14 protein-coding genes and 3 pseudogenes are annotated in these 20,783 nt (G+C 70.4%); 5 read left to right on the top strand and 12 right to left on the bottom strand.

Features of this window, described 5'->3' with window-relative positions; translation table 11 throughout:
• Positions 1-347 precede the first annotated feature (347 nt).
• The 3 genes from FU658_RS11690 to aceB all read right to left on the bottom strand — a co-directional run bounded on the left by FU658_RS11690 (position 348) and on the right by aceB (position 4,477).
• Positions 348-1,391: a GGDEF domain-containing protein gene (locus FU658_RS11690; protein ID WP_147892240.1), complete on the bottom strand. Its 1,044-nt coding sequence runs from the start codon at positions 1,389-1,391 to the stop codon at positions 348-350.
• Positions 1,392-1,486: 95 nt separating this feature from the next.
• Positions 1,487-2,785 (bottom strand): isocitrate lyase, encoded by a 1,299-nt coding sequence (gene aceA, locus FU658_RS11685; RefSeq protein ID WP_147892239.1) that lies wholly within the window; start codon positions 2,783-2,785, stop codon positions 1,487-1,489.
• A 90-nt stretch (positions 2,786-2,875) separates the two neighbouring features.
• A complete protein-coding gene (gene aceB, locus FU658_RS11680) occupies positions 2,876-4,477 on the bottom strand; it encodes a malate synthase A (protein ID WP_255505569.1) in 1,602 nt (533 codons plus the stop codon).
• Positions 4,478-4,623: 146 nt separating this feature from the next.
• On the opposite strand from aceB, the gene FU658_RS11675 reads away from it, so the two are divergent.
• A complete protein-coding gene (locus FU658_RS11675; RefSeq protein ID WP_147892237.1) occupies positions 4,624-5,583 on the top strand; it encodes a LysR family transcriptional regulator in 960 nt (319 codons plus the stop codon).
• Between the two features lie 6 nt (positions 5,584-5,589).
• Here FU658_RS11675 and FU658_RS11670 read toward each other — a convergent pair whose 3' ends face one another.
• The 3 genes from FU658_RS11670 to FU658_RS11660 are packed head-to-tail and all read right to left on the bottom strand — an operon-like array spanning position 5,590 to position 7,367.
• Positions 5,590-6,177: a 1-acyl-sn-glycerol-3-phosphate acyltransferase gene (locus tag FU658_RS11670; RefSeq protein WP_147892236.1), complete on the bottom strand. Its 588-nt coding sequence runs from the start codon at positions 6,175-6,177 to the stop codon at positions 5,590-5,592.
• Positions 6,178-6,603, bottom strand: a complete 426-nt coding sequence (gene arfB, locus FU658_RS11665) for an alternative ribosome rescue aminoacyl-tRNA hydrolase ArfB (RefSeq protein WP_147892270.1) — start codon at positions 6,601-6,603, stop codon at positions 6,178-6,180.
• 50 nt (positions 6,604-6,653) lie between these two features.
• Positions 6,654-7,367 carry a pseudouridine synthase gene (locus FU658_RS11660; protein ID WP_147892235.1) on the bottom strand — a complete coding sequence of 238 codons (714 nt, stop codon included), beginning with the start codon at positions 7,365-7,367 and terminating at the stop codon, positions 6,654-6,656.
• A 157-nt stretch (positions 7,368-7,524) separates the two neighbouring features.
• Here FU658_RS11660 and FU658_RS11655 point away from each other — a divergent pair, with 157 nt between their 5' ends.
• On the top strand, positions 7,525-10,293 hold the full coding sequence (locus FU658_RS11655; protein ID WP_147892234.1) for a M16 family metallopeptidase: 2,769 nt from the start codon (positions 7,525-7,527) through the stop codon (positions 10,291-10,293).
• 27 nt (positions 10,294-10,320) lie between these two features.
• Here the strand turns inward: FU658_RS11655 and ubiB are convergent.
• Both ubiB and FU658_RS11645 read right to left on the bottom strand, forming a co-directional pair.
• Positions 10,321-11,975, bottom strand: a pseudogene (gene ubiB, locus FU658_RS11650) (ubiquinone biosynthesis regulatory protein kinase UbiB).
• A 274-nt stretch (positions 11,976-12,249) separates the two neighbouring features.
• Positions 12,250-12,419: pseudogene (locus FU658_RS11645) on the bottom strand (DUF1328 domain-containing protein).
• 198 nt (positions 12,420-12,617) lie between these two features.
• Between FU658_RS11645 and FU658_RS11640 the strand changes: the two are divergent.
• From FU658_RS11640 to FU658_RS14505, 3 genes are all read left to right on the top strand, one after another.
• Positions 12,618-14,000, top strand: coding sequence for a sigma-54-dependent transcriptional regulator (locus FU658_RS11640; protein WP_147892233.1), 1,383 nt, complete (start codon positions 12,618-12,620; stop codon positions 13,998-14,000).
• On the top strand, positions 13,997-15,817 hold the full coding sequence (locus FU658_RS11635) for a sensor histidine kinase (RefSeq protein WP_147892232.1): 1,821 nt from the start codon (positions 13,997-13,999) through the stop codon (positions 15,815-15,817). Before FU658_RS11640 ends, FU658_RS11635 begins: the two co-directional genes overlap by 4 nt.
• Before the next feature lie 183 nt (positions 15,818-16,000).
• Positions 16,001-16,426: a flotillin family protein gene (locus FU658_RS14505; protein WP_187266081.1), complete on the top strand. Its 426-nt coding sequence runs from the start codon at positions 16,001-16,003 to the stop codon at positions 16,424-16,426.
• A 61-nt stretch (positions 16,427-16,487) separates the two neighbouring features.
• On the opposite strand, the gene FU658_RS11620 is transcribed toward FU658_RS14505, so the two are convergent.
• The 4 genes and pseudogenes from FU658_RS11620 to FU658_RS11605 all read right to left on the bottom strand — a co-directional run bounded on the left by FU658_RS11620 (position 16,488) and on the right by FU658_RS11605 (position 20,716).
• Positions 16,488-17,126, bottom strand: coding sequence for a ubiquinone biosynthesis accessory factor UbiJ (locus tag FU658_RS11620; RefSeq protein ID WP_147892229.1), 639 nt, complete (start codon positions 17,124-17,126; stop codon positions 16,488-16,490).
• Positions 17,127-17,138: 12 nt separating this feature from the next.
• Positions 17,139-18,151 (bottom strand): annotated as a pseudogene (gene oleD / locus FU658_RS11615) (2-alkyl-3-oxoalkanoate reductase).
• Complete coding sequence (oleC, locus tag FU658_RS11610; protein ID WP_147892228.1) at positions 18,148-19,809, bottom strand: olefin beta-lactone synthetase; 1,662 nt, start codon at positions 19,807-19,809, stop codon at positions 18,148-18,150. The pseudogene oleD and the gene oleC overlap by 4 nt, the downstream one beginning before the upstream one ends.
• An 82-nt stretch (positions 19,810-19,891) precedes the next feature.
• Positions 19,892-20,716: an alpha/beta fold hydrolase gene (locus FU658_RS11605; protein ID WP_147892269.1), complete on the bottom strand. Its 825-nt coding sequence runs from the start codon at positions 20,714-20,716 to the stop codon at positions 19,892-19,894.
• Positions 20,717-20,783: the final 67 nt, after the last annotated feature.

Raw genomic sequence — 20,783 nt, 5'->3', positions numbered from 1 at the left:
AGCGCGAAACGCACGGCACCGGCGGGGCGTTCGAACAACACCAGGAAGCCGTCGGATTTGTCGATCTCGCGCCCGGCGTGGGCGCCCATCAGCTGCCGGGCCAGGCGGTCGTGGCTGCGCAGCAGGCCCGCGGCACGGGCGTCGCCGAGGGTCCGGAACAGGCCGGTGGAGTCCACCAGGTCGCACACCAGCACGGTACGCAGACGCGGACGGGGGTCGCGGCGCGTCGTTGCCTGTGGGGTGGAGGCTGTCTGGCTCATGGGTTCCGGTCGGCGCCGTGCCCGCGCACGGGCGGCCTTATCGGGAGAAACGCAGGATGCCCGCCGCGGGGGACGCTCACGTCGTGCTCATCGGCCCAACTTCCATGTGTCGCCCCCGGCCAGCTTGGCCTGGTACAGCGCGGCATCGGCGCGGCTGTAGGTGGCCGACCACGGCTCGCCGGGTCGGAAGAAGCATGCACCCACGCTCACGCCCAGGCGGATGTCGGCGCCGGCCTGGCCCAGCCGCAGGCTGCGCACCGCCGACACCAGCTGCACGGCCCGGTTGGCCAGGTCGCCGGCGTCGTCGCTGAGCGCGACCATCGCGAACTCGTCCCCGCCCAGGCGGCAGGGCAGTTCCATCGGCCCGCAGGCGGCGCGCACTTCCTCGGCCACCGCGCGCAGCGCGCTGTCGCCGGCCAGGTGCCCGCTCAGGTCGTTGACGCGCTTGAACTCGTCGATGTCCACCAACAGCAGTGCGCGGTTGGGTTCCCCCGCCGGCGGTTCGCCCATCTGCTCCAGGAAGCGGTACAGGCCGCGGCGGTTGGACAGGCCGGTCAATTCATCGGTGCTGACCAGCTGCTGGGCCAGGCTGAGTTCACTGCGGGTCTGGCGCAGGCTTTCCAGCGTCTGCATCAGGTCTTCGTTGCGGCGGCGCAGGCCCTGGATCAACTGCGTCTCGCTGGCGATCAGGTAGGCGAAGCAGCGGCGCATGAACTGCGCCATCGTCGTGGGCTCGTGCTCGAACAGGCGCTCGAACGCCTCCGGGTCGATGACCAGCAGTTCCGCATGGCTCTCCACCGTGGCGCTGGCCATGCGCGCGTGGTGGCCCATGAACAGGGCCAGTTCGCCGAAGGATTCGCGCGGCCCCAGCACCCGCTGGGTGATGCCGTCGCCGAAGTCCAGGCGCACCTGGCCGGAGACGATCACGTACATCTGGCGGCCCGACTGGCCGCGCTGGAACAGCACCTCGCCCGCCGCGATGCGGGTGCGCGCGCCGACCGCGCAGAACACCTCGAACTCACGGTCGGACAGGGCGCGCGAGCTGCTGCCCGGCACCCCCGTCAGTACAGGTTTGCGTACAACCTTCCCGGCCCCGGCCAGCTCAGTCGAGGCATCTTGCTGCAAGCTCATCAGGATGCGTCTCCCGGATCGTCCCGGGACTATAGAACGAAGCCGGGGCCGATGCACCGCACCGGCCCCGTCAAATGGTCGAAACCGGTGCCCGGTCAGGCCGCGCGTTCGGTCTCCTCGAACTGCTCCTCCTCGGTCGAGCCGTGCAGCGCGGAGAGCGAGCTCAGGCCGCCGGAGATGACCTGGTTGAGCTGGTCGAAATAGCCGGTGCCGACCTCGCGCTGGTGCTTGGCGGCGGTGTAGCCGTCCTTCTCGGCGGCGAACTCGGCCTCCTGCAGTTCCACGTAGGCCGACATCTGGCGGTCCTTGTAGCCCCGCGCCAGCTCGAACATCGAGTAGTTCAGGGCGTGGAAGCCGGCCAGCGTGATGAACTGGAACTTGTAGCCCATCTTCGCGATCGAGACCTGGAAGTCGGCGATCGTGGCCTCGTCGAGGTTCTTCTTCCAGTTGAAGCTGGGCGAGCAGTTGTAGGCCAGCATCTTGCCGGGGAACTTCGCGTGGATCGCTTCGGCGAACTGGCGGGCTTCCTCCAGGCTGGGGGTCGAGGTTTCGCACCAGATCAGGTCGGCGTAGGGCGCGTAGGCGAGGCCACGGGCGATCGCCTGGTCGATGCCGGCACGGCATTCGTAGAAACCCTCGACGGTGCGCTTGCCGTTGCAGAACTGCTGGTCGACCGGGTCGATGTCGGAGGTCAGCAGGTTCGCGCCCATCGCGTCGGTGCGCGCCACGATCAGCGTCGGCACGCCGGCCACGTCGGCGGCCAGGCGCGCGGCGGCCAGCTTCTGCACCGCCTCCTGGGTCGGCACCAGCACCTTGCCGCCCATGTGGCCGCACTTCTTCGCGCTGGCCAGCTGGTCCTCGAAGTGCACGCCGGCGGCACCGGCCTCGATCATGTGCTTCATCAGCTCGTAAGCATTGAGTACGCCGCCGAAGCCGGCCTCGGCATCAGCCACGATCGGCACCAGCCAGTCGATGTCGTCCTTGCCCTCGGCGTGGTGCAATTGATCCGCGCGCAGCAGCGTGTTGTTGATGCGGCGCACGACATTGGGCACCGAATCGACCGGGTACAGCGACTGGTCGGGGTACATGGAGCCTGCGGTGTTGGCGTCGGCCGCGACCTGCCAGCCGCTGAGGTAGATCGCGTTGAGCCCGGCCTTGACCTGCTGCATGGCCTGGTTGCCGGTCAGTGCGCCGAGCGCGTTGACGAACTCCATCTCGTGCAGCTGCTTCCACAGCCGCTCGGCGCCACGTCGGGCCAGCGAATGCTCCACGTGCACGGTGCCGCGCAGGCGCACCACGTCGGCGGCGGAGTACGGGCGGGTCACGCCGTCCCAGCGCGGGTCGCTCTTCCAGGACTGCTCGATCAGGTCTGCGGTGGGGAGTTGCGTGCTCATGGGCTTGGCCTCTTCTGGTTTCTGGGGTTGGAAATGTCGGGTGTCGCACTCACGGGCGGCGCAGCGCGCGCGTCGCAAGGAAGTCGTGGGCTACAGGTCTGGATACGCTTCAAGCGTGAGGAAATCGGCCATCGTGTCGGCGTGGGTCAGGCGGTCGAGCAGCGCGATCGCCTCGTCGATGCGCGAACCGCCAGGCAGCAGGGCGCGGTCGCCCAGGCGCGAGGGCAGCGCCAGCAGCGCGCGGTCGAACAGCGTGAAGTCGACCGGCGTGCCGTCGTCGAGGTGCTGGCCCTCGTGGTGCAGCCACTGCCACAGCTGCGCGCGGGCGATCTCGGCGGTGGCGGCATCCTCCATGAGGTGGTGGATCGGCACGCAGCCCTGGCCGTCGAGCCAGGCGGCCATGTAGCGCACGCACACCTCGACGTTGTTGTTGAAGCCGGCCTGCGTGATCGTGCCGCGGCACGGGGCGATCAGCGCGTCGCGGTCGGCGCGCACGTCATCGCGCGGCACGTGGTGCTGGTTCGGCGCGGGCATGTACTTGTCGAAGATCTCCAGCGCCACCGGGATCAGGGCCGGATGTGCGACCCAGGTGCCGTCGTGGCCGGCGCGCACCTCGCGCAGCTTGTCGGCGCGCACGCGCTCGATCGCCTTCTCGTTGGCGGCGTCGTCGCCGCTGATCGGGATCTGTGCCGCCATGCCGCCCATCGCATGCGCACCACGGCGGTGGCAGGTCTGGATCAGCAGCTCCGAATAGGCCTTCAGGAACGGCTGGTCCATGCCGACCTGGCCGCGCTCGGGCAGGACGCGGTCGGGGTGGGCGCGGAAGGTCTTGAGGTAGCTGAAGATGTAGTCCCAGCGCCCGCAGTTGAGCCCGACGATGCGGCAGCGCAGCGCGTGCAGGATCTCGTCCATCTCGAACACCGCCGGCAGCGTCTCGATCAGCACGGTCACCTTGATCGCGCCGATCGGCAGGCCGGTGCGCACTTCCAGGAAGGCCAGCACCTCCTCCCACAGCTGCGCCTCCTCCATGCACTGCAGCTTGGGCAGGTACAGGTAGGGCCCGCGGCTGTGGTGGTGCAGCTCGCTGCCGTTGAGCAGCACGAACAGCGCGGCATCGAACAGTCCGCCGGCGATCGGCTGGCCGTCCACCCGCACGTGCGCCTCGTCGAGGTGCCAGCCGCGCGGGCGCACGATCAGCGTGGCCAGGCCGGATTCGTTGAGCGCGTAGTGCTTGCCGTTGGGCGCGGTGTATTCGATCGTGCCGCGCACCGCGTCGCGCAGGTTCACCTGCCCGGCCAGCATGTTGTCCAGGCGCGGGCTCGAGGAGTCCTCGAAGTCGGCCATGAACACCCTGGCGCCGGAATTGAGCGCGTTGATGACCATCTTGCGCTCGACCGGGCCGGTGATCTCGACCCGGCGGTCGACCAGCGCATCGGGCAACGAGGCCACCCGCCAGTCGTCCTCGCGGATCGCGCGGGTGTCGGCGCGGAAGTCGGGCAACTCGCCGGCGTCGAAGCGCGCCTGGCGCTCGCGGCGGGCCGCGAGCAATTCCTGGCGGCGCGGGTCGAAGCGACGGTGGACTTCGGCCAGCAGCGCCAGCGCATCGGGGGAAAGCAGGTCGCGCTGCTCGGCATCGTCGATGGCGACGCTGAGCTGGACCGGGCCGGGCATGGCCATGCCTGAATCTGCCATTGTCATCTCCTGCAGGGGCATTGGGGTCACCTCTTGGGGTTACCGCCTTGGGAGATCGAAGCTGGACCTGTCACCCATATTTGACAAGGCAAATATGTGAATAGATAGTATTTGCTCTGCTTATAGCCCTTTGGTTTCAGTTTCTTATGAGCGCATCCGACGGCCGCTTCTACTACAAAGGGGATCGCCTGAAGCCCTTGCGGGCGGTTTGCCAGGTGGCCCGGCTGGGTTCGGTGTCGCGCGCGGCCGAGGCCCTGTACCTGAGCCAGCCGGCGGTGACGCTGCAGATCAAGGCGCTGGAGCGCGAGTACGGCATCCGGCTGTTCGAGCGCGTCGGCCGGCGCATGAGCCTGACCCGCGAAGGCGAGGCGCTGTACGAGCTGGCGCGCCCGCTGGTGGAGGGCATCGACGGCATCGATGCGGAGTTCCGCAGCCGCATGCGCGGCATCGAGGCCGGCGAACTGCGGGTGGCCGCGGGCAGCTCGACGATCCTCTACCTGCTGCCCGACCTGGTGCGTGAATTCAGCCAGCAGCACCCGGAGATCCAGCTGGCGCTGGAGAACGTGACCGGCCGCGACGGGCTGTCGATGCTGCGCTCGGATGCGGTGGACCTGGCCGTGGGCTCGATGCTCGACGTGCCCAACGACCTCGACTACGCGCCGGTGTACCGCTTCGACCCGCTGCTGATCATGCCGCTGGACCACCCGCTGGCCGGGCGCAGCGACATCGGCCTGGCCGACATCTCACCCTACGGGCTGATCCTGCCGCCGCGGCGCCTGACCACCTACCGACTGGTCGACCTGGTGTTCCATTCCAACCGCGTGCCCTACACGGTGGCGCTGGAGGTCGGCGGCTGGGAGGTGATCAAGCAGTACGTGGCGATGGGCCTGGGCATCTCGATCGTCACCGGCATCTGCATCAAGGACAGCGACCGCGAACGCCTGGCGGTGCACAACCTCGGCGAGTTCTTCCCGCAGCGCAGCTACGGCGTGGTGGTGCGCAAGGGCCGCGTGCTCAGCCCCGCGGCGCGCGCGTTCATCGACCTGGTCAAGCCCGGCCTGTTCGAGCGCCGCGATTACGACGACACCGGCCACTCCGGCCGCTGACCCGGCTCACACGCCGCGGTTCCGGCCCCGGTAGGGCCGGAACGACTCGCGCATGCGCAGCATGTCGGCCTCGGCGTCCTCGCCGAGTTCGAACATCCCGCCGACGCCGATCTCGCGCTCGGGATAGTGGATGTAGACCGCCAGCACCGGCACCCGCGCGGTCTTGGCGATACGCCAGAAACCGGTCTTCCAGCGCTCCACCGGCTTGCGCGTGCCCTCCGGGGCGATGCCCAGCCACATCGCGTCCTGGGCGTGGAACCGACGCGAGATGTCGCGCACCACCCCGCCGGGCGAACTGCGGTCGATCGGGATCGCACCCATCCGGCGCAGCAGCCAGCCCAGCGGGCCGACGCAGGCCTCCTTCTTGATCATGAAGTTCACGTGCACGCCCAGCGCCACCTTCGCGGCCAGGCCCCAGACCGCGTCCCAGCCGGAGGAGTGCGGCGCGAAGATGATCATGACCCGCTTCATGTCGGGCAGCTCGCCGACCACGCGCCAGCCGCCCAGGCGCATCACGAGGCGGCCGATCCAGCGGGTGAAGGCATTGCCGCCACGCGGCATCGACGGTGGCACCTCAGGCAGCAGTTCGGGCATTCAGTCGCGTTCCCATTGGCGTGAATCGCGGTGGCGCTTGATCTGGGCGCGCTCGCGCTTGGTGCTCAGGCGCCGCTCCTTCGACCCCCGGGTGGGCTTGGTCGCCACCCGCGCCTTGGGCGCGTGCGTGGCCGTCTCGATGATCGCGGCGAGGCGCTCGCGCGCATCCTCGCGGTTGCGGTCCTGGCTGCGGTAGCGCTGCGCGGAGATGACCAGCACGCCACGGTCGTTGAGGCGGCGGTCGCGCCGCGCCAGCAGCCGCAGCCGCACCGTCTCGGGCAGGCTGGGCGAGTTGAGCACGTCGAAGCGCAGCTCGACCGCGGTGGCCACCTTGTTGACGTTCTGGCCCCCGGGCCCGGCCGAGCGCACGAAGCGCTCGGTGAGCTCGTCATCGGGGATCGACAGTCGGGGCGTGATGCGCAGCATGCGGTCCGGCGTGGCGGGTGGATGGGGCATTGTACCGGCCCGCCCCCCGGCTACGGCGACCCCGGCGGCAGCGCCCAGCCGAAGCGGGCGAACACCTTGTCGAACTCGGCGTCCAGACCGGCCTCGACGCGCATCGCGTGGCCATCGCGCGGGTGCTCGAACTCCAGCCGCCAGGCGTGCAGCAGCATGCGGTGCACGCCCAGCTCGATGCGGAACTGGCGGTTGCGGCGGCCGTCGCCGTGGCTGGTGTCGCCGATGAGGTGGTGGCTGAGGTGCTTGAGGTGGCGGCGGATCTGGCGGAAGCGTCCGGTCAGCGGCGTGCACTGCAGCAGCGCGAAGCGCGAGGTATCGAAGCCGGCCAGCGGCAGCGGCAGCTCGCCGGTGGCCAGCGTGCGGTAGGCGGTCTGCGCGGGCTTCTTGAGCGGCTTGCCGGGCCCGCCGTCGAGGTCGTGGTCGATGAGGCCCTCGGCCGGCTCGGGCCAGCCGCGGCACACCGCCAGGTAGGTCTTGGTGACTTCGCGGCCCATGAACTGGCGACCCAGCGCGGCCGCGGTGTCGGGGTCGAAGCACAGCAACAGGCAGCCGCTGGTGGCGCGGTCGAGCCGGTGCACGAGGTGGATGCGGCGCTTGAAATGCTCGCGCAGCCGGTCGGCGAAGAACTCGGTTTCACCGCGTGCCAGCGCACTGTCGTGCACCATCAGGCCGGCGGGTTTGTCGACCACCGCCAGCGTGTCGTCTTCATGGAGGATGCGCATCGCCGGCATTGTCCCATGCGTGCCGGCCGCGGTGCGTGGGCGGCTGCGAACGTGGGCGCCGTGACCGATGGCGGTGGCGTGGCCCGGCGTGATGGGCGACCCTGCAACGTCAACAGCCGTGTCGCGCCGCGCGCGCGATGCACCGGAAATGTCCGCGGAGCCCCCCATGATCCACCGTCCCTGCCCCAGCCTCCTCACGCGCCTGTGCTCGGCCACCCTGCTGGCCGCCCTGCTGGTCCTCGCGCCGCTCGCCACCGCCCTTGCCGACACGCTGCCCGCCGGCGTGGAGCGCGGGCCCAGCGTCGAGGGCATCAGCGAGTACCGGCTCGACAACGGCCTGCGCGTGCTGCTGTTCCCCGACGAGAGCAAGCCGACGGTGACGGTGAACATCACCTACCTGGTCGGCTCGCGGCACGAGGGCTACGGCGAGACCGGCATGGCGCACCTGCTCGAGCACCTCGTGTTCAAGGGCACGCCGACGCACCCGGACATTCCCGGCGAAATGCGCCGCCGCGGCATCAGCTTCAACGGCACCACCTGGCTGGACCGCACCAACTACTTCGGCAGCTTCGCCGCCGGCGAGGACAACCTGGCCTGGCTGCTGCGGCTGGAGGCCGACCGGATGGTCAATTCGCACATCGCGCGCGCCGACCTCGACAGCGAGATGACCGTGGTGCGCAACGAGATGGAGGCCGGCGAGAACAGCCCGGTGCGGGTGCTGATCGAGCGCATCCTGTCGACCGCCTACCTGTGGCACAACTACGGCAACTCCACGATCGGCGCACGCGCGGACGTGGAGAACCAGCCGATCGAGCGCCTGCAGGACTTCTACCGCCGCCACTACCGCCCCGACAACGCGGTGCTGCTGGTGGCCGGCCGCATCGACGAGGCGCACACGCTGGCGCTGGTGCACGAGGCCTTCGGCCGTATCCCGGCACCCGACACCCCGATCCAGGCGACCTACACGCGCGAGCCGGTGCAGGACGGCGAGCGCGAGGTGACGGTGCGCCGCAGCGGCGAGACCCCGTATGCCGGCGTGTCCTACCACGTGCCGCCGGGCGCGCACGAGGACAGCGCCGCGCTGGCGGTGCTGGCCGAGGTGCTGTCGAACACGCCCAACGGCCGCCTGCACAAGGCGCTGGTCGAGCCGGGCGAGGCCAGCTGGGTGGCCAGTTTCGTCCCGGCGCTGGCCGAGCCCGGCTTCTTCATGCTGCTCGCGCAGCTGCCCGGCGACGGCGATGTGGATGCGTTCGCCACGCGCCTGGCGGGCCTGGTCGAGGGCACCACGGCAGAGGCGTTCACCGAGGAGGAACTCGAGGACGCGCGGCAGCGGCTGCTGCGTGGCGTGGAGAACACCTTCAACGACGCCAACCGGCTGGCCACGGCGATGTCGGAGACGATCGCGATGGGCGACTGGCGGCTGTTCTTCCTGCAGCGCGACCGGCTCGAGGCGGTCACGCTGCAGGACCTGGAGCGCGTGGCGCGCCACTACCTCAAGCCGGCCAACCGCACGCTGGGCCGCTTCATCCCGACCGAGCGCGCCGACCGGGTGGACATCGCCACCGAGGTGGACGTGGCGGGGCTGCTGGCCGACTACACCGGGCGCGAGGCGCTCAGCGCCGGAGAGGCCTTCGAACCCAGCCCGGAGAACGTGGACGCACGAACGCAGGTGCAGGCGCTGGCCAACGGCACGCAGCTGGCCCTGCTGCCCAAGCGCACCCGCGGCGAGACCGTGCAGGTGCGCATCCGCCTGCTGTGGGGCACGGAGGCGACGGCGACCGGCCGCGGCACGGTTGGCAGCTTCACCGCCTCGATGCTCAATCGCGGCACGCAGCAGCGCAGCCGCGCGCAGATCGCCCGCCGGCTCGATGCGCTGCGCTCGCAGGTGGCGATCAGCGGCGACGCCCAGGGGGTGACGCTGACGCTGTCGAGCCGCCGCGAGCACCTGGCCGATGCATTGGCGCTGGTCGAGGAGATGCTCAAGCAGCCGGCCTTCCCGGAGAGCGAGGTCGAGCAGCTCCGGGCCCAGTCGATCACCGGCATCCAGTCGCAGATGACCGAGCCCGACGCGGTCGCGTCGAACGCGATGTCGCGGCACTTCAATGCGCGCTTCGAGCGCGGGCACCCGCGCTACGTGCCGACCTTCCAGGAGAGCATCGAGGACGTGCGCGCGGTCGACGGCGCGGCGCTGGCCGATTTCCACCGCCGCTTCTACGGTGCCGGTACCGGCGAGGTGGTGGTGGTCGGCGACTTCGATGCCGATGCGGTGCGCCAACAGGCCGCGGACATCTTCGGCGACTGGACCGCGCCGGTGGCCTTCGAGCGCATCGCCGTGCCCTATCGGCCGATCCAACCGCTGACCCGGCAGATCGACACGCCGGACAAGGCCAACGCGATGGTGCTGCTGGGCTCGCGCCTGCCGATGACCGACTCGCACGAGGACTACCCTGCCCTGCTGGTGGGCAACTACATCTTCGGCGGCGGCTCGCTGAAGTCGCGCCTGGCCGACCGCATCCGCCAGGCGGAGGGTCTGAGCTACGGCGTCGGCGCCAGCCTCAGCGTGCACCCGATCGACGACAACGCCGCACTGACGGCCTACGCGCTGTCCGCACCGGAGAACGTGGCGCGGGTGCTGGCCGCGTTCGAGGAAGAGCGGCAGCGGCTGCTGGACGAGGGCGTGGAGGAAGGGGAGCTGCGCGATGCGGTCGACGGCCTGCTGCAGCTGCGCGCGCTGGGCCGCGCCGAGGACGCGAACCTGGCCGGCCAGATCTCCTCGAACCTGTACTTCGGGCGCACGATGGCCTGGAGTGCGGAGCAGGAGGCGGCGATCGCCGCACTGGACGTGGAGACGGTCAACGCCGCGCTGCGCCGGCACCTGGGCGAGGTCGAATTCTCGATCTTCAGCGCCGGCGATTTCCAGGCTGCCAGCGACTGAATCCCGCGCGGCGGGGCTGGGCCCGGCTCAGCCCCGCGGCCACGCCGCGATGAAGGCCGCCAGCGCGGCGCTGCCGCCCACCCAGGCCGGCCAGGTGAGGCCCAGCCAGCCCGGCGTGCCGACGCCCAGGCCCTGCAGCAGGGCCGCCGACAACAGCAGGCCGGCGCCGATCACCGCGAACACGGTGCGTCGCTGCCCCTGCCGCGAGACTTCCACGAGTTGCGCGATCTGCGCGGAGTGCATGTCCACGCGCGCTTCGCCCTCGACCTGGATGCGCAGCCATTCGCGCACCAGCCGCGGCATGTCCGGTGCGTGGGTCAGGATCTCCGGCAACCGGCGGCGGAACTGCGCGCGGATGTTCGCGCCGCTGTAGCGCTCGCGCAGGATGCGCTCCAGCACCGGGTGGGCCACCGACCATATGTCCAGCTTCGGGTCCAGCAGCCGGCCCACGCCCTCGATGTTGAGCAGCGTCTTCTGCAGCAGGATCAGTTGCGGCTGCAACGTCAGCTCGTAGCGCTGCGCGGTGCGGAACAGCTTGAACACCACCTCGCCCAGCGAGATCTCGCTCAGCGGCCGGGTGAAGTAGGGCTCGCACACCGCGCGCGTGGCGGCCTCGAGCTCTTCCAGGTTCACCGTGGCCGGCATCCACCCGGCCTCCACGTGCAGCTCGGCGATGCGCCGGTAGTCGCGCTTGAACATCGCCATGAAGTTCTCGGCCAGGTAGTACTGGTCGCGGTCGGCAGCTGGCCGACGATGCCGAAGTCCAGCGCCACCAGGCGCGGGTTGTCGCGTCGGGCCGGGTCAGGATCCACCCAGATGTTGCCGGCGTGCGCGTCGGCATGGAAGAAGTTGTCGCGGAACACCTGGGTGTAGAACACCCGCACGAAGCGCTCGGCCAGCCGCGGCCGGTTGATGCCGGCGGCATCGAGCGCGGCGATGTCGTCCGAGGCGATGCCGTGCACCCGCTCCAGCGTCAGCACGCGCTCGGCGGAGTGCGACCACAGCACCTCCGGCACGTACATCTCGTCCGAGCCGAGCCAGTTGCGCCGCAGCACGCTGGCATTCGCACCCTCGCGCTGCAGGTCCAGCTCGCCGTCCAGCGTCGCCTCGACCTGCTCGACCACGGCCAGCGGCCGGATGCGGTGGCCGCGCGGGTGGTGGCGCTGCACCAGTCCGGCCAGGCTGCGCAGCAGGCCGATGTCCTCGGCGATGCGGCGGCGGATGCCCGGGCGCAGCACCTTGACCACGACCTCGCGGCCGTCGTGCAGCGTGGCCGCGTGCACCTGGGCGATCGAGGCCGAGGCCAGCGGCGTGGTGTCGAAGCGGGCGAAGGCCTCGGCCAGGCTGCGGCCCAGCTGCTGCTCGACGATCGCCACCGCCTCTTCGCCCGGGAAGGGTTCGACCTGGTCGCGCAGGCGGGCCAGTTCGTCGGCCACTTCCGGCGGCAACAGGTCGCGGCGCGTCGAGAGCACCTGGCCGAACTTGACGAAGATCGGCCCCAGCGCCTGCAGCGCCAGGCGCACGCGCTCGCCTTCGGGCCGCCCCGGTTCGATGCGGCGCACCGGCACCAGTGCAAACGCGGCAGCAGGCAATGAACTGCGGCCGACGCCCTGCAGCAGTGCGTCGAGCCGGTAGCGGCGCGCCACGCGCAGGATCTGCCACAGGCGCGCCGCGCTGCGCAGGCTCATGCCGGACCTCCACCCTGACGGGGGAGCGCCGCGCTGGGGGCGGTCGTCGACACGTGGACGGTCGGGCCGGAGGGGTCTGGACGCATGGGCTTCGCTGGCGACGGGATCGGCGGGGAACCGACGAGGCGTCACTTTGCCACGCGGCCCCCCTAGGGCCAAGCGCGGCGCGGCCCCCTGCCCCGCCGGGAAAGGGCCGGGCCAAAAAAAACGCGCGCCCCGGAGGGCGCGCGTTGCCTTGACGTTGGCGGGTGTTGCGGTGTTGCTCTGATCAGACCCTGCCGCCCTTGCCGCGACCGAAGATCAGCGACAGGACGAACAGGACCAGGAACACGAAGAACAGGATCTGGGCGATGCCGGAGGCGGCGCGGCGATGCCGCCGAAGCCGAGAACGGCTGCAATGATCGCGATGACGAGGAAAACGATGGCGTAGTACAGCATGGGGAACTCCCTTTCGTGTTGGGTTGGCACCAACCATGCAGCAGAAACCATGCCAGCCAGCCCATCGGCCGGCTGGGAAAGGAAAATCAACGACTTGAAGCGAAAGCCTCCTGCACTACCCCGGTAAAACGCCCGAATTTGGATCGATGATCATGCACAATGCAACATCCCCGGCCACGACAACGGAACGTCCGCCCCATGAGTGAACACCACCCAGACCTCCCCGGCATCGACGGCGCCCGGGTGCTCATCGTCGATGACGAGCCGGCCATCCTGAGGACCTTCCGCTATTGCCTGGAGGACTCCGGCTACCGCGTCACCACGACCAGCAACAGTGAGCAGGCGCTCGATGCGCTCAACCGCGAAGTCTTCGACGTGTGCTTCCTGGACCTGCGCCTGGGCGACGAGTCCGGCCTGGAGCTGCTGCCGCAGATCAAGGCACTGGCGCCGTGGGTGCGCGTGGTCATCGCCACGGCGCACTCCTCGGTCGACTCCGCGGTGGACACGATGCGCGCCGGGGCCGCGGATTACCTGGTCAAGCCCTGCTCGCCCGACCAGCTGCGATTCGCCGCGGCCAAGCAGGTCGAGGCAAGGCAGATGGAGCTGCGCCTGCAGACGCTGGAGCGCGAAGCCGACTGTGGCCCGAAGGGCAACCTCGAGACCGACTCGCCGGTCATGGCGCGGGTGCTCGACGAGGCCCGGCGGGTCGCCGACACCAACGCCTCGGTGCTGATCCTGGGCGAGAGCGGCACCGGCAAGGGCGTGCTGGCCCGGGCGATCCACGAGTGGAGCCCGCGGCGGGACAAGAACTTCGCGACGATCAATTGCCCGTCGCTGTCCTCGGAACTGCTGGAAAGCGAGATGTTCGGCCATCGCAAGGGCGCCTTCACCGGCGCCACCGAAAGCACCCAGGGCCGGGTCGCGATCGCCGACGGCGGCACGCTGTTCATGGACGAGGTCGGCGACTTCCCCCTCGGCCTGCAGCCCAAGCTGCTGCGCTTCGTGCAGGACCGCGAGTACGAGCGCGTCGGCGACCCCGTCTCGCGCGTGGCCGATGTGCGCATCGTCGCGGCGACCAACCGCGACCTCGAGGAGATGGTCGCCAAGGGCGAGTTCCGCGAAGACCTGCTGTACCGGCTCAACGTCATCACCCTGACCCTGCCGCCGCTGCGCGAGCGTCCCGAGGATGTCCTCAACATCGCCACCGGTTGCCTGAAGGAGTTCGCCCGCAGCTACGGGCGCCCCGCGCGCGAGTTCACCGAGGCGGCGATCGGTCGCCTGCTGGCCTATCGCTGGCCGGGCAACGTGCGCGAGCTGCGCAACGTCATCGAGCGGGCGGCGATCCTGAGCCCGGACGAGCGCGTCGGCGTGAACCACCTCTCCATCACCGGCAGCGACACCGTGGCCAACACCGCCGGCGGGGTCATCCGCGTCGGCGCGCCGGTCAGCCTGGATGCGCTGGAGCGCATGCACATCGCGGCGGTGGTCGCCAACAGCGCGACGCTGGAAGCGGCCGCACGCACGCTGGGCATCGATTCCTCGACGCTGTACCGCAAGCGCAAGCAGTACGATCTTTCATGATGAAGCTGCGCGACCAGCTCCTGCTCTCCTTCAGTGCACTGGTGCTGGTCGCCGCGGTGGGCCTCGGGTTGGGCGTGGTCGTGGTGAAACAGCTCTCGCGGGTGTCCGAGGACATCGTCCAGGGCAACCTGGCCGCGATCGAGGCCAGTTCGCGGGTGCGCACGCTGGTCGGCACCCAGCATTCCGCGCTCAGCCGCTTCCTGCTCCACAACGGGCCCAACGCCCATGCAAGCCTGGTGCCGATGATGTCGCCCTTCGTCGAGGAGGCGCATACCCTGCTGGCCGACCTGCGCCGTCGCGCCACCACCGACGAGGAGTTGCTGGCGGTGGCCAGCAGCGAGCAGGCGCTGGCCGCGCTGGCCCAGCTGACCCTGGCCTACGATGGCGCCAGCGCCCAGGACAACCAGCTCGCCGGCCAGGAGCTGCTCGACGCACTGACCGAACTGCGCCTTGCCGCCCGCCTGCCCTACGAAAGCAATTTCGAGCAGCTGGTCTCGCGCAGCACGCGGGTTGCGACCGAAGCGCGCCAGCTCGGCGTCGCGCTGTCGCTGGTCGCTGCGGCGATGATCGTGCTGGGCATGCTGGCGGCGCTGCACCTGGCGCGGCGCCTGAGCCGGCCGCTGGAGGCGGTCGACGTCGCGCTGGCGCGCATCGGGCGCGGCGACTACGGCGCACGACTGGCACCGGCGCAGACCGAGGAGATCGACCGCCTCTCGCGCGGCTTCAACACGATGGCCGCTTCGCTCGAGCGCTTCCACGCGATGCGCCTGGACGAGATCGTGGCCGAGCGCCGGCGGCTCGACACCGTCATCGACTCGATCGACCAGGGCCTGGTGCTGATCGACGTGGAAGGGCGGATCGAGCGCATCAACCCCGTTGCCGGCCACCTGCTGGGCCTGGTGCCCCGGCACGCCGGCGGGCGCCCCGCGGCGGACGTCTTCGAGGGCTCGTCGTTGCCGGCACACATCGACGAGGCACTCAACCGGGCCGATGCCGAAGCGCGCCACGAGCATGCCGGCCGCGACCTGCACCGCATCATGGACGGGCATGAGGTCACGCTGGCCTGGTCCCTGACCCCCTACTGGCATGGCGACATGCGCGGCCTGCTGCTGATGCTGCGCGACATCAGCCAGGAACGCGCACTCGAGCGCATGCGCACGGAGTTCGTGCTTCGTGCCGCCCACGAGCTGCGCACGCCGGTCACGGGGATGCGCATGGCGGTGGGCCTGCTTCAGGACCGGCTCAAGCCGGCCCCGGACTCGCGCGAGGCGGAGTTGCTGGAGACGCTGGAAAGCGAGATGGCGCGAACGGTACGCCTGATCGCGAACCTGCTCGACCTGGCCCGGCTCTACAACCAGCGCCTGGACCTGATGCCGGCACCGATCACGCCCTCGGACCTGGTGGAGTGCGCCGCCGAGCGCTTCCGGGACCGCGCGCGCGAAGTGGACATCCGGCTGGAGACGGCGGTCGAGGCCGCGCTGCCCGAGGTGAATGCGGACCGCGACCAGATCGACCGGGTGCTCGACAACCTGTTGTCGAACGCGCTGCGCCATACCCCGCCCAAGGGCGTCGTGGCGGTGCGCGCGCACCGTCTCGGTGGACAGCTGGTGGTGGAGGTCAGCGACACCGGCGAAGGCCTGGACCGCAGCCAGCGCGAGCGCGTGTTCGAACCCTTCGTGCAGGTCGGCCGCGCCACCGGTGGCAGTGGCATCGGTCTGGCGATGAGCCGGGAAATCGCCGAGCAGCACGGCGGACGCCTGCGCGCGGAGACGGCGCGCGAGGGCGGATGCCGCTTCGTCCTGAGTCTTCCGTTGTGAGGAGGGAGGAAGTCACCGATGCAAATTGCATGGAATAGCGGTACAAAACGAGCAGCTTGCATGACACATGCAAGGACTCGATCACTCGCAGCACTATGAATCAATGACTTGGCAAGCCACGCCCACTGGCACGGGCTTTGCTTTGTACCCAGTGGAAACCTATCAATCGCAAGGAGTCGCCTAATGAATACCGCCACCCGCCTGAGTCTTTCGATCGCCCTCGCCCTCGGCCTGGCCGCCTGCACCCAGCAGACCCCGGAAGAGGCGCGCCAGGACGCCGCCGAGGACATCGCCGAGGCCCGCCAGGACGCGCGTGAGACCACGGCCGAAGCCCGCGCCGACGTGCGCGATGCCGCAACCGAGGGCCCGCGCGAAACGCGCCGCGCCACCGCCGACGCGGTCGAGGACACCGCCCAGGCGCGTTACGACGTGGAGATCGCCGAGATCGATGGCCGCTACGACGTCGCCAAGGCCGAGTGCGCGCAGATCGAGAACCGCGACGAGCGCCGCGCCTGCGACGACCGCGCCGAAGCCGAGCGTGATGCGGCCAAGGAAGCCGCCGAGCGCCGCAAGGAAGCCGCCGAAGCGCGCGCAGACCGCATCGACTGATCTGCACGCACCACGGCAGGATGCCCACGGGCCGGGAGCGCTGCTCCCGGCCGTTGTCGTTTCAGCGCGCCTCGCGCAGCCGTGCCACCCGCCGCGCCATCCGGTCGACATCGTCGCGAAGCTGGTCGACGGCCTCGTGGAAGATGTCCAGCTCGACCCCGGTGGCGATCTCGCCGCGTTCCTCGCCGACATAGTCGGCCAGGTCACGCGCCATGCCGCTGGCAAGACCGCGCCCCTGGCGCAGTGCGTCGCGCAGCGTGCGGGCCATCCGTGCACCGAGCACCTCGCCGAAGACGTCCGAGAAAGGCCGCTCCCAGTCGGGATCGAAGTCGCGTGCCAGCTTGCGCAAACGGCGCGCCAGTTCGGCGTCGCCACTCACGCGCAGGCTGCCCGGCGGCAGGCCCTCGCGCGGGCGGAACGCTTCGAACTGGCCCAACAGGCCGGCCAGCGTTCCACGCACCGACAGGTCCGCCTCCGGAGTATCGATCGCCGGACCCACCTGCAGGCGGCCTTCGCGGGCGGTGACCGCCAGCGCCAGCGGCGGGGCCACCAGGGCCAGCTCGATGCGACGGCCGTCCAGCGCGCGCAGGTCGTGGGCGGCATCGGGGTCGAGCGCCAGCAGGCGGTTGAGCACCTCCTGCAGCGCGCGCCCGGCGAGGGGCTTGAACGCATCCAGCGGCGAGGGGGTTCGTGCCGTCATGTCCGCGCCTCCTCAGGCCTGCGCCGGGGGACGCTGCGACTGCCACCATTCGGCCAGTCGCTGCAGCCCGGTGTCGATGCCCACCCGGGGACGGTAGCCGAGGTCTCGCTCGGCAGCGGAAATGTCGTAGAAGTGCGTGGTGGCCAGCTGCTCGGCCAGGAAGCGCGTCATCGGCGGCTCGCCCTTGAGCCGCAGCAGCGCCCAGGTCTTCTCCATCGCCGCGCCGGCGCCATAGGCGACGCGGTAGGGCACGCTGCGCATGACCTGGGGAGCACCGGCGGCGCACAGCAGCGCGTTGACGATGTCGCGCAGTTCCCGCGGCTCGCCGTTGGAGATGAAGTAGGCCCGTCCGGCGCAGGCGGCCTCGGGCCACAGGTGGTCGAAGGCGTCCAAGTGCGCGCGGGCGGCGTTGTCGATGTAGGTCGTGTCGACGCGGTTGTGGCCCCCGTCGATGAGGCGCAGGCGCCCGCTGCGCGCGCGCTCCACCAGGCGCGGCAGCAGCTGGTTGTCGCCGGGCCCCCAGATCAGGCGCGGGCGCAGCGCCACGGTGGCCAGCTCCGGGCCGTTCGCCGCCAGCACCGCGCGTTCGGCGATCGCCTTGGTCTCCGGGTACCAGGCCTTGAAGTTCTCGCCATAGGGCGTGTCGGCCTCGTTGCCACCGACCACGTCACGCCGGCCGGCGTGGGTGACGCTGGGGCTGGAGGTGTAGACCAGCTTGCGCACCCGGTGGGCCCGGCACGCCGACAGCACGTTTTCGGTGCCGACCACGTTGGGCTGCCAGTAGCTTTCGCGATCACCCCAGGCACCGGCCTTGGCGGCGTTGTGGAACACCGCCGCCTGCCCGGCGCAGGCCACGCCACCGCGGCGGCGTCGGCCAGGTCGCCCTGCAGCTGGCGCACGCCAAGCGCGTCGAGTTCGGGATAGTGGCCGCGGTTGAAGCTGGTCACCTCATAGCCGCGCGACACCAGCTGGGTGCAGATCGCCTGCCCCAGGAAGCCGCCCCCACCGGTCACCAGCACCTTCATGCGCCCACTCCCAGCTGTTTCGATGCCCAGGCCGCGAGCTTCTCGCGGCCGATCTTGGCGTTGTGTCGGATGTCCACCGGGAAACCCGGGTGGAACAGGATGCGTTCAACGCGTGCGGTGTGCGCGTGACGACCGCCGAGGTTGAACAGCTCGGCCTCGACGCGCTCGCGTGCGCCCCGGTCGGCATCGCTCGCCAGCTCGACGCACAGCACCGGCCGCTGCAGGCCCGCCGCGCCGACCCCGACCAGCGCGGTGCGCCGTACCTCGGGGTGGGTGTTGAACACCGGCTCGACCTGTTCGGTGTACAGGTCGCCGGCCCGGGTCTGCACGCGCTGGCTCTTGCGGCCGCAGAACCACAACCGGCCCTTCTCGTCGAACCAGCCCAGGTCGCCCATGCGGTGCACCACGCGGGTGCCACCCTCGGGCAGCGTCTCGCGGATCTTCGCCGCCGCGGTGGCCTCCGGACGGTGCAGGTAGCTGTCGGTGGCGCTCGGGCCGGCGACGGTGATCTCACCCACCTCGCCCGCCGGGACCGTGCGTGCGCGGGACCAGTCGGCGATCGGTGAATCCTCGATCGCGATGATGCGCACGTCGTTGCCCTGCACCGGCCAGCCCACGCAGGTGCCCTCGCCGGCCTCGGTGCGCGCACGCGTGGCCTCCAGCTCGCGCGCCTCGACCACCGCCACCGGCAGGCACTCGGTGGCGCCGTAGGGGGTCCAGAAATTCGCGTCCTCGGGCAGCAGCGCGCGGATCGCGCCCACCGTGTCCGGCGGTACCGGCGCGCCGGCGGACGTGACGCGGCGGATGCCCGGCAGGGGCTTGCCGTAGGCCGCCAGCACCTGCATGAGCGCCGGCGAACCGAACAGCTGGGTGACGCCGAAGCGCTCGATCGCGTCGTGCAGGCGCGCCGGGTCGGCCAGCGCCGGACGGGTCGGGTCCATGTCGGGAATGACGCTGGTCAGGCCCAGGGCCGGGTCGAACAACGCGAACGGCGGGAAGGTGGGCAGGTCGATGCCACCGGGCTCGATGCCGAAGGCCGTGCGCAGCAGCTCGACCTGGGCGACGAAGTGGCGGTGGCGGTAGACCACGCCCTTGGGCACCCCGGTCGAGCCGGACGTGAACAGGATCGCGGCGACATCCTCGCCATCGGTGGCGCTGAGTTGCGGTCCGGCATCGGCGCCGGCGGCCTCGATGTCGGCCAGCGTGCGACCGCCCCAGAACAGCCGGCGCCCGACCGTGACGACATCGCGCACGTGGCCGCGGCCCCAGCCCAGCACCACCCGTGCGGCCTGGGCCAGGGGAATGCCGATGAACGCGGTCGGCTCGGCTTCGGCCAGGCACTGCTTGAGCGCGCCACGATCGATGCCGGGGTCGATCAGGACCGGGATCGCGCCGGCCTTGAACAGCGCGAACATGACCAGGAAGAACTCCGGCGTCGGCCGCACCATGACCACGGTTCGCGTGCCGCGCGCGATGCCGTGCGTGGCCAGGCCGGCGGCGATCGCGTCGCTGCGCGCGTCGAGTTCGGCGTAGCTCAGGCTGACGTCGTAGGCGGCCATCGTGCCGCGCCGCCGCCCGGGGCAGCGGATCGCGATGCGATCGGGCGCTTGCGCGGCCAGCCGCGGCAGTGCCGCGGCGATGTTGCAGGTCTCGGGCATCCGCACATTGTACCGACAGCGGCCGGTGCGTCCCGTGCCGGTGGTGCCGGTCCGCGTCGGGCCGGACCGGGTGCGCGATCGATCAGGTGCGGTCGAGGAAGCCGCGGATCGCCGGCACCAGCACGTCGGCCTTGTCCTCGAGCACGTAGTGCCCGGCGTCCTCGAAGGCGTGCACCTCTGCCTGGGGCAGCGCGCGGGTGAAGCCGTCGAGGAAGTGGCGGTCGAACACGAAGTCCTTCAGGCCCCAGCCGATGAAGGCGGGCCGGTCGGCGTACTCGGGCAGCTTTTGCCCGGCGCGCTCGACCAGCGACCAGGCGCGGTCACGCTCCGACAGCGGGATGTCCTGCACGAAGCGCGACGTGGCGATGCGGTTCTTCCAGCTGTCGTACGGTGCCAGGTAGGCGCGGCGCACCGCGTCGGGCATCGGCTTCTCGACTCCGAAGCGCGCCGCACCCCAGGCGAAGGCATTGAAGCCGCGGATCACCAGCGTGCCCAGCTCGTACTCGCGACCGATCTTGAGCTGCCAGGGCATCGGCTTCTCCGCCGGCAGCGGGAAGGCGGCCGTGTTGAGGACCACCAGCCGCTTGATCTGGGCGCTGTGCTCGAGCCCCCAGCCGAAGCCGATCATGCCGCCCCAGTCGTGCACCGCAAGCGTCAGCTCGCGCACGCCCAGGTGCTCGACCAGGCGGGCGAGGTCCTGCACGCGCCACTTCAGCGTGTAGGTGTAGCGCTGCTTGCGGTCGTGCGGCTTGTCCGACAGGCCCATGCCGACGTGGTCGGGCACGATGCAGCGGTAGCGGTCGCCCAGGCCCAGCACCAGCTTGCGCCAGTAGTAGCTCCACGACGGGTTGCCATGCAGCATCAGCACGACGGGGCCGTCTTCCGGGCCCTCGTCGAGGTAGCTCATGTGGATCCCGTCGCCGCGGTCGAAGCGCTTCGGGGTGAACGGATAGTCCGGGAAGTTCGAGGTGTCG

The organism is Alkalisalibacterium limincola (genome assembly GCF_008017755.1).
Classification (GTDB): Bacteria; Pseudomonadota; Gammaproteobacteria; order Xanthomonadales; family Xanthomonadaceae; genus Alkalisalibacterium; species Alkalisalibacterium limincola.
This window is presented reverse-complemented; position numbering and strand designations above follow the sequence as displayed.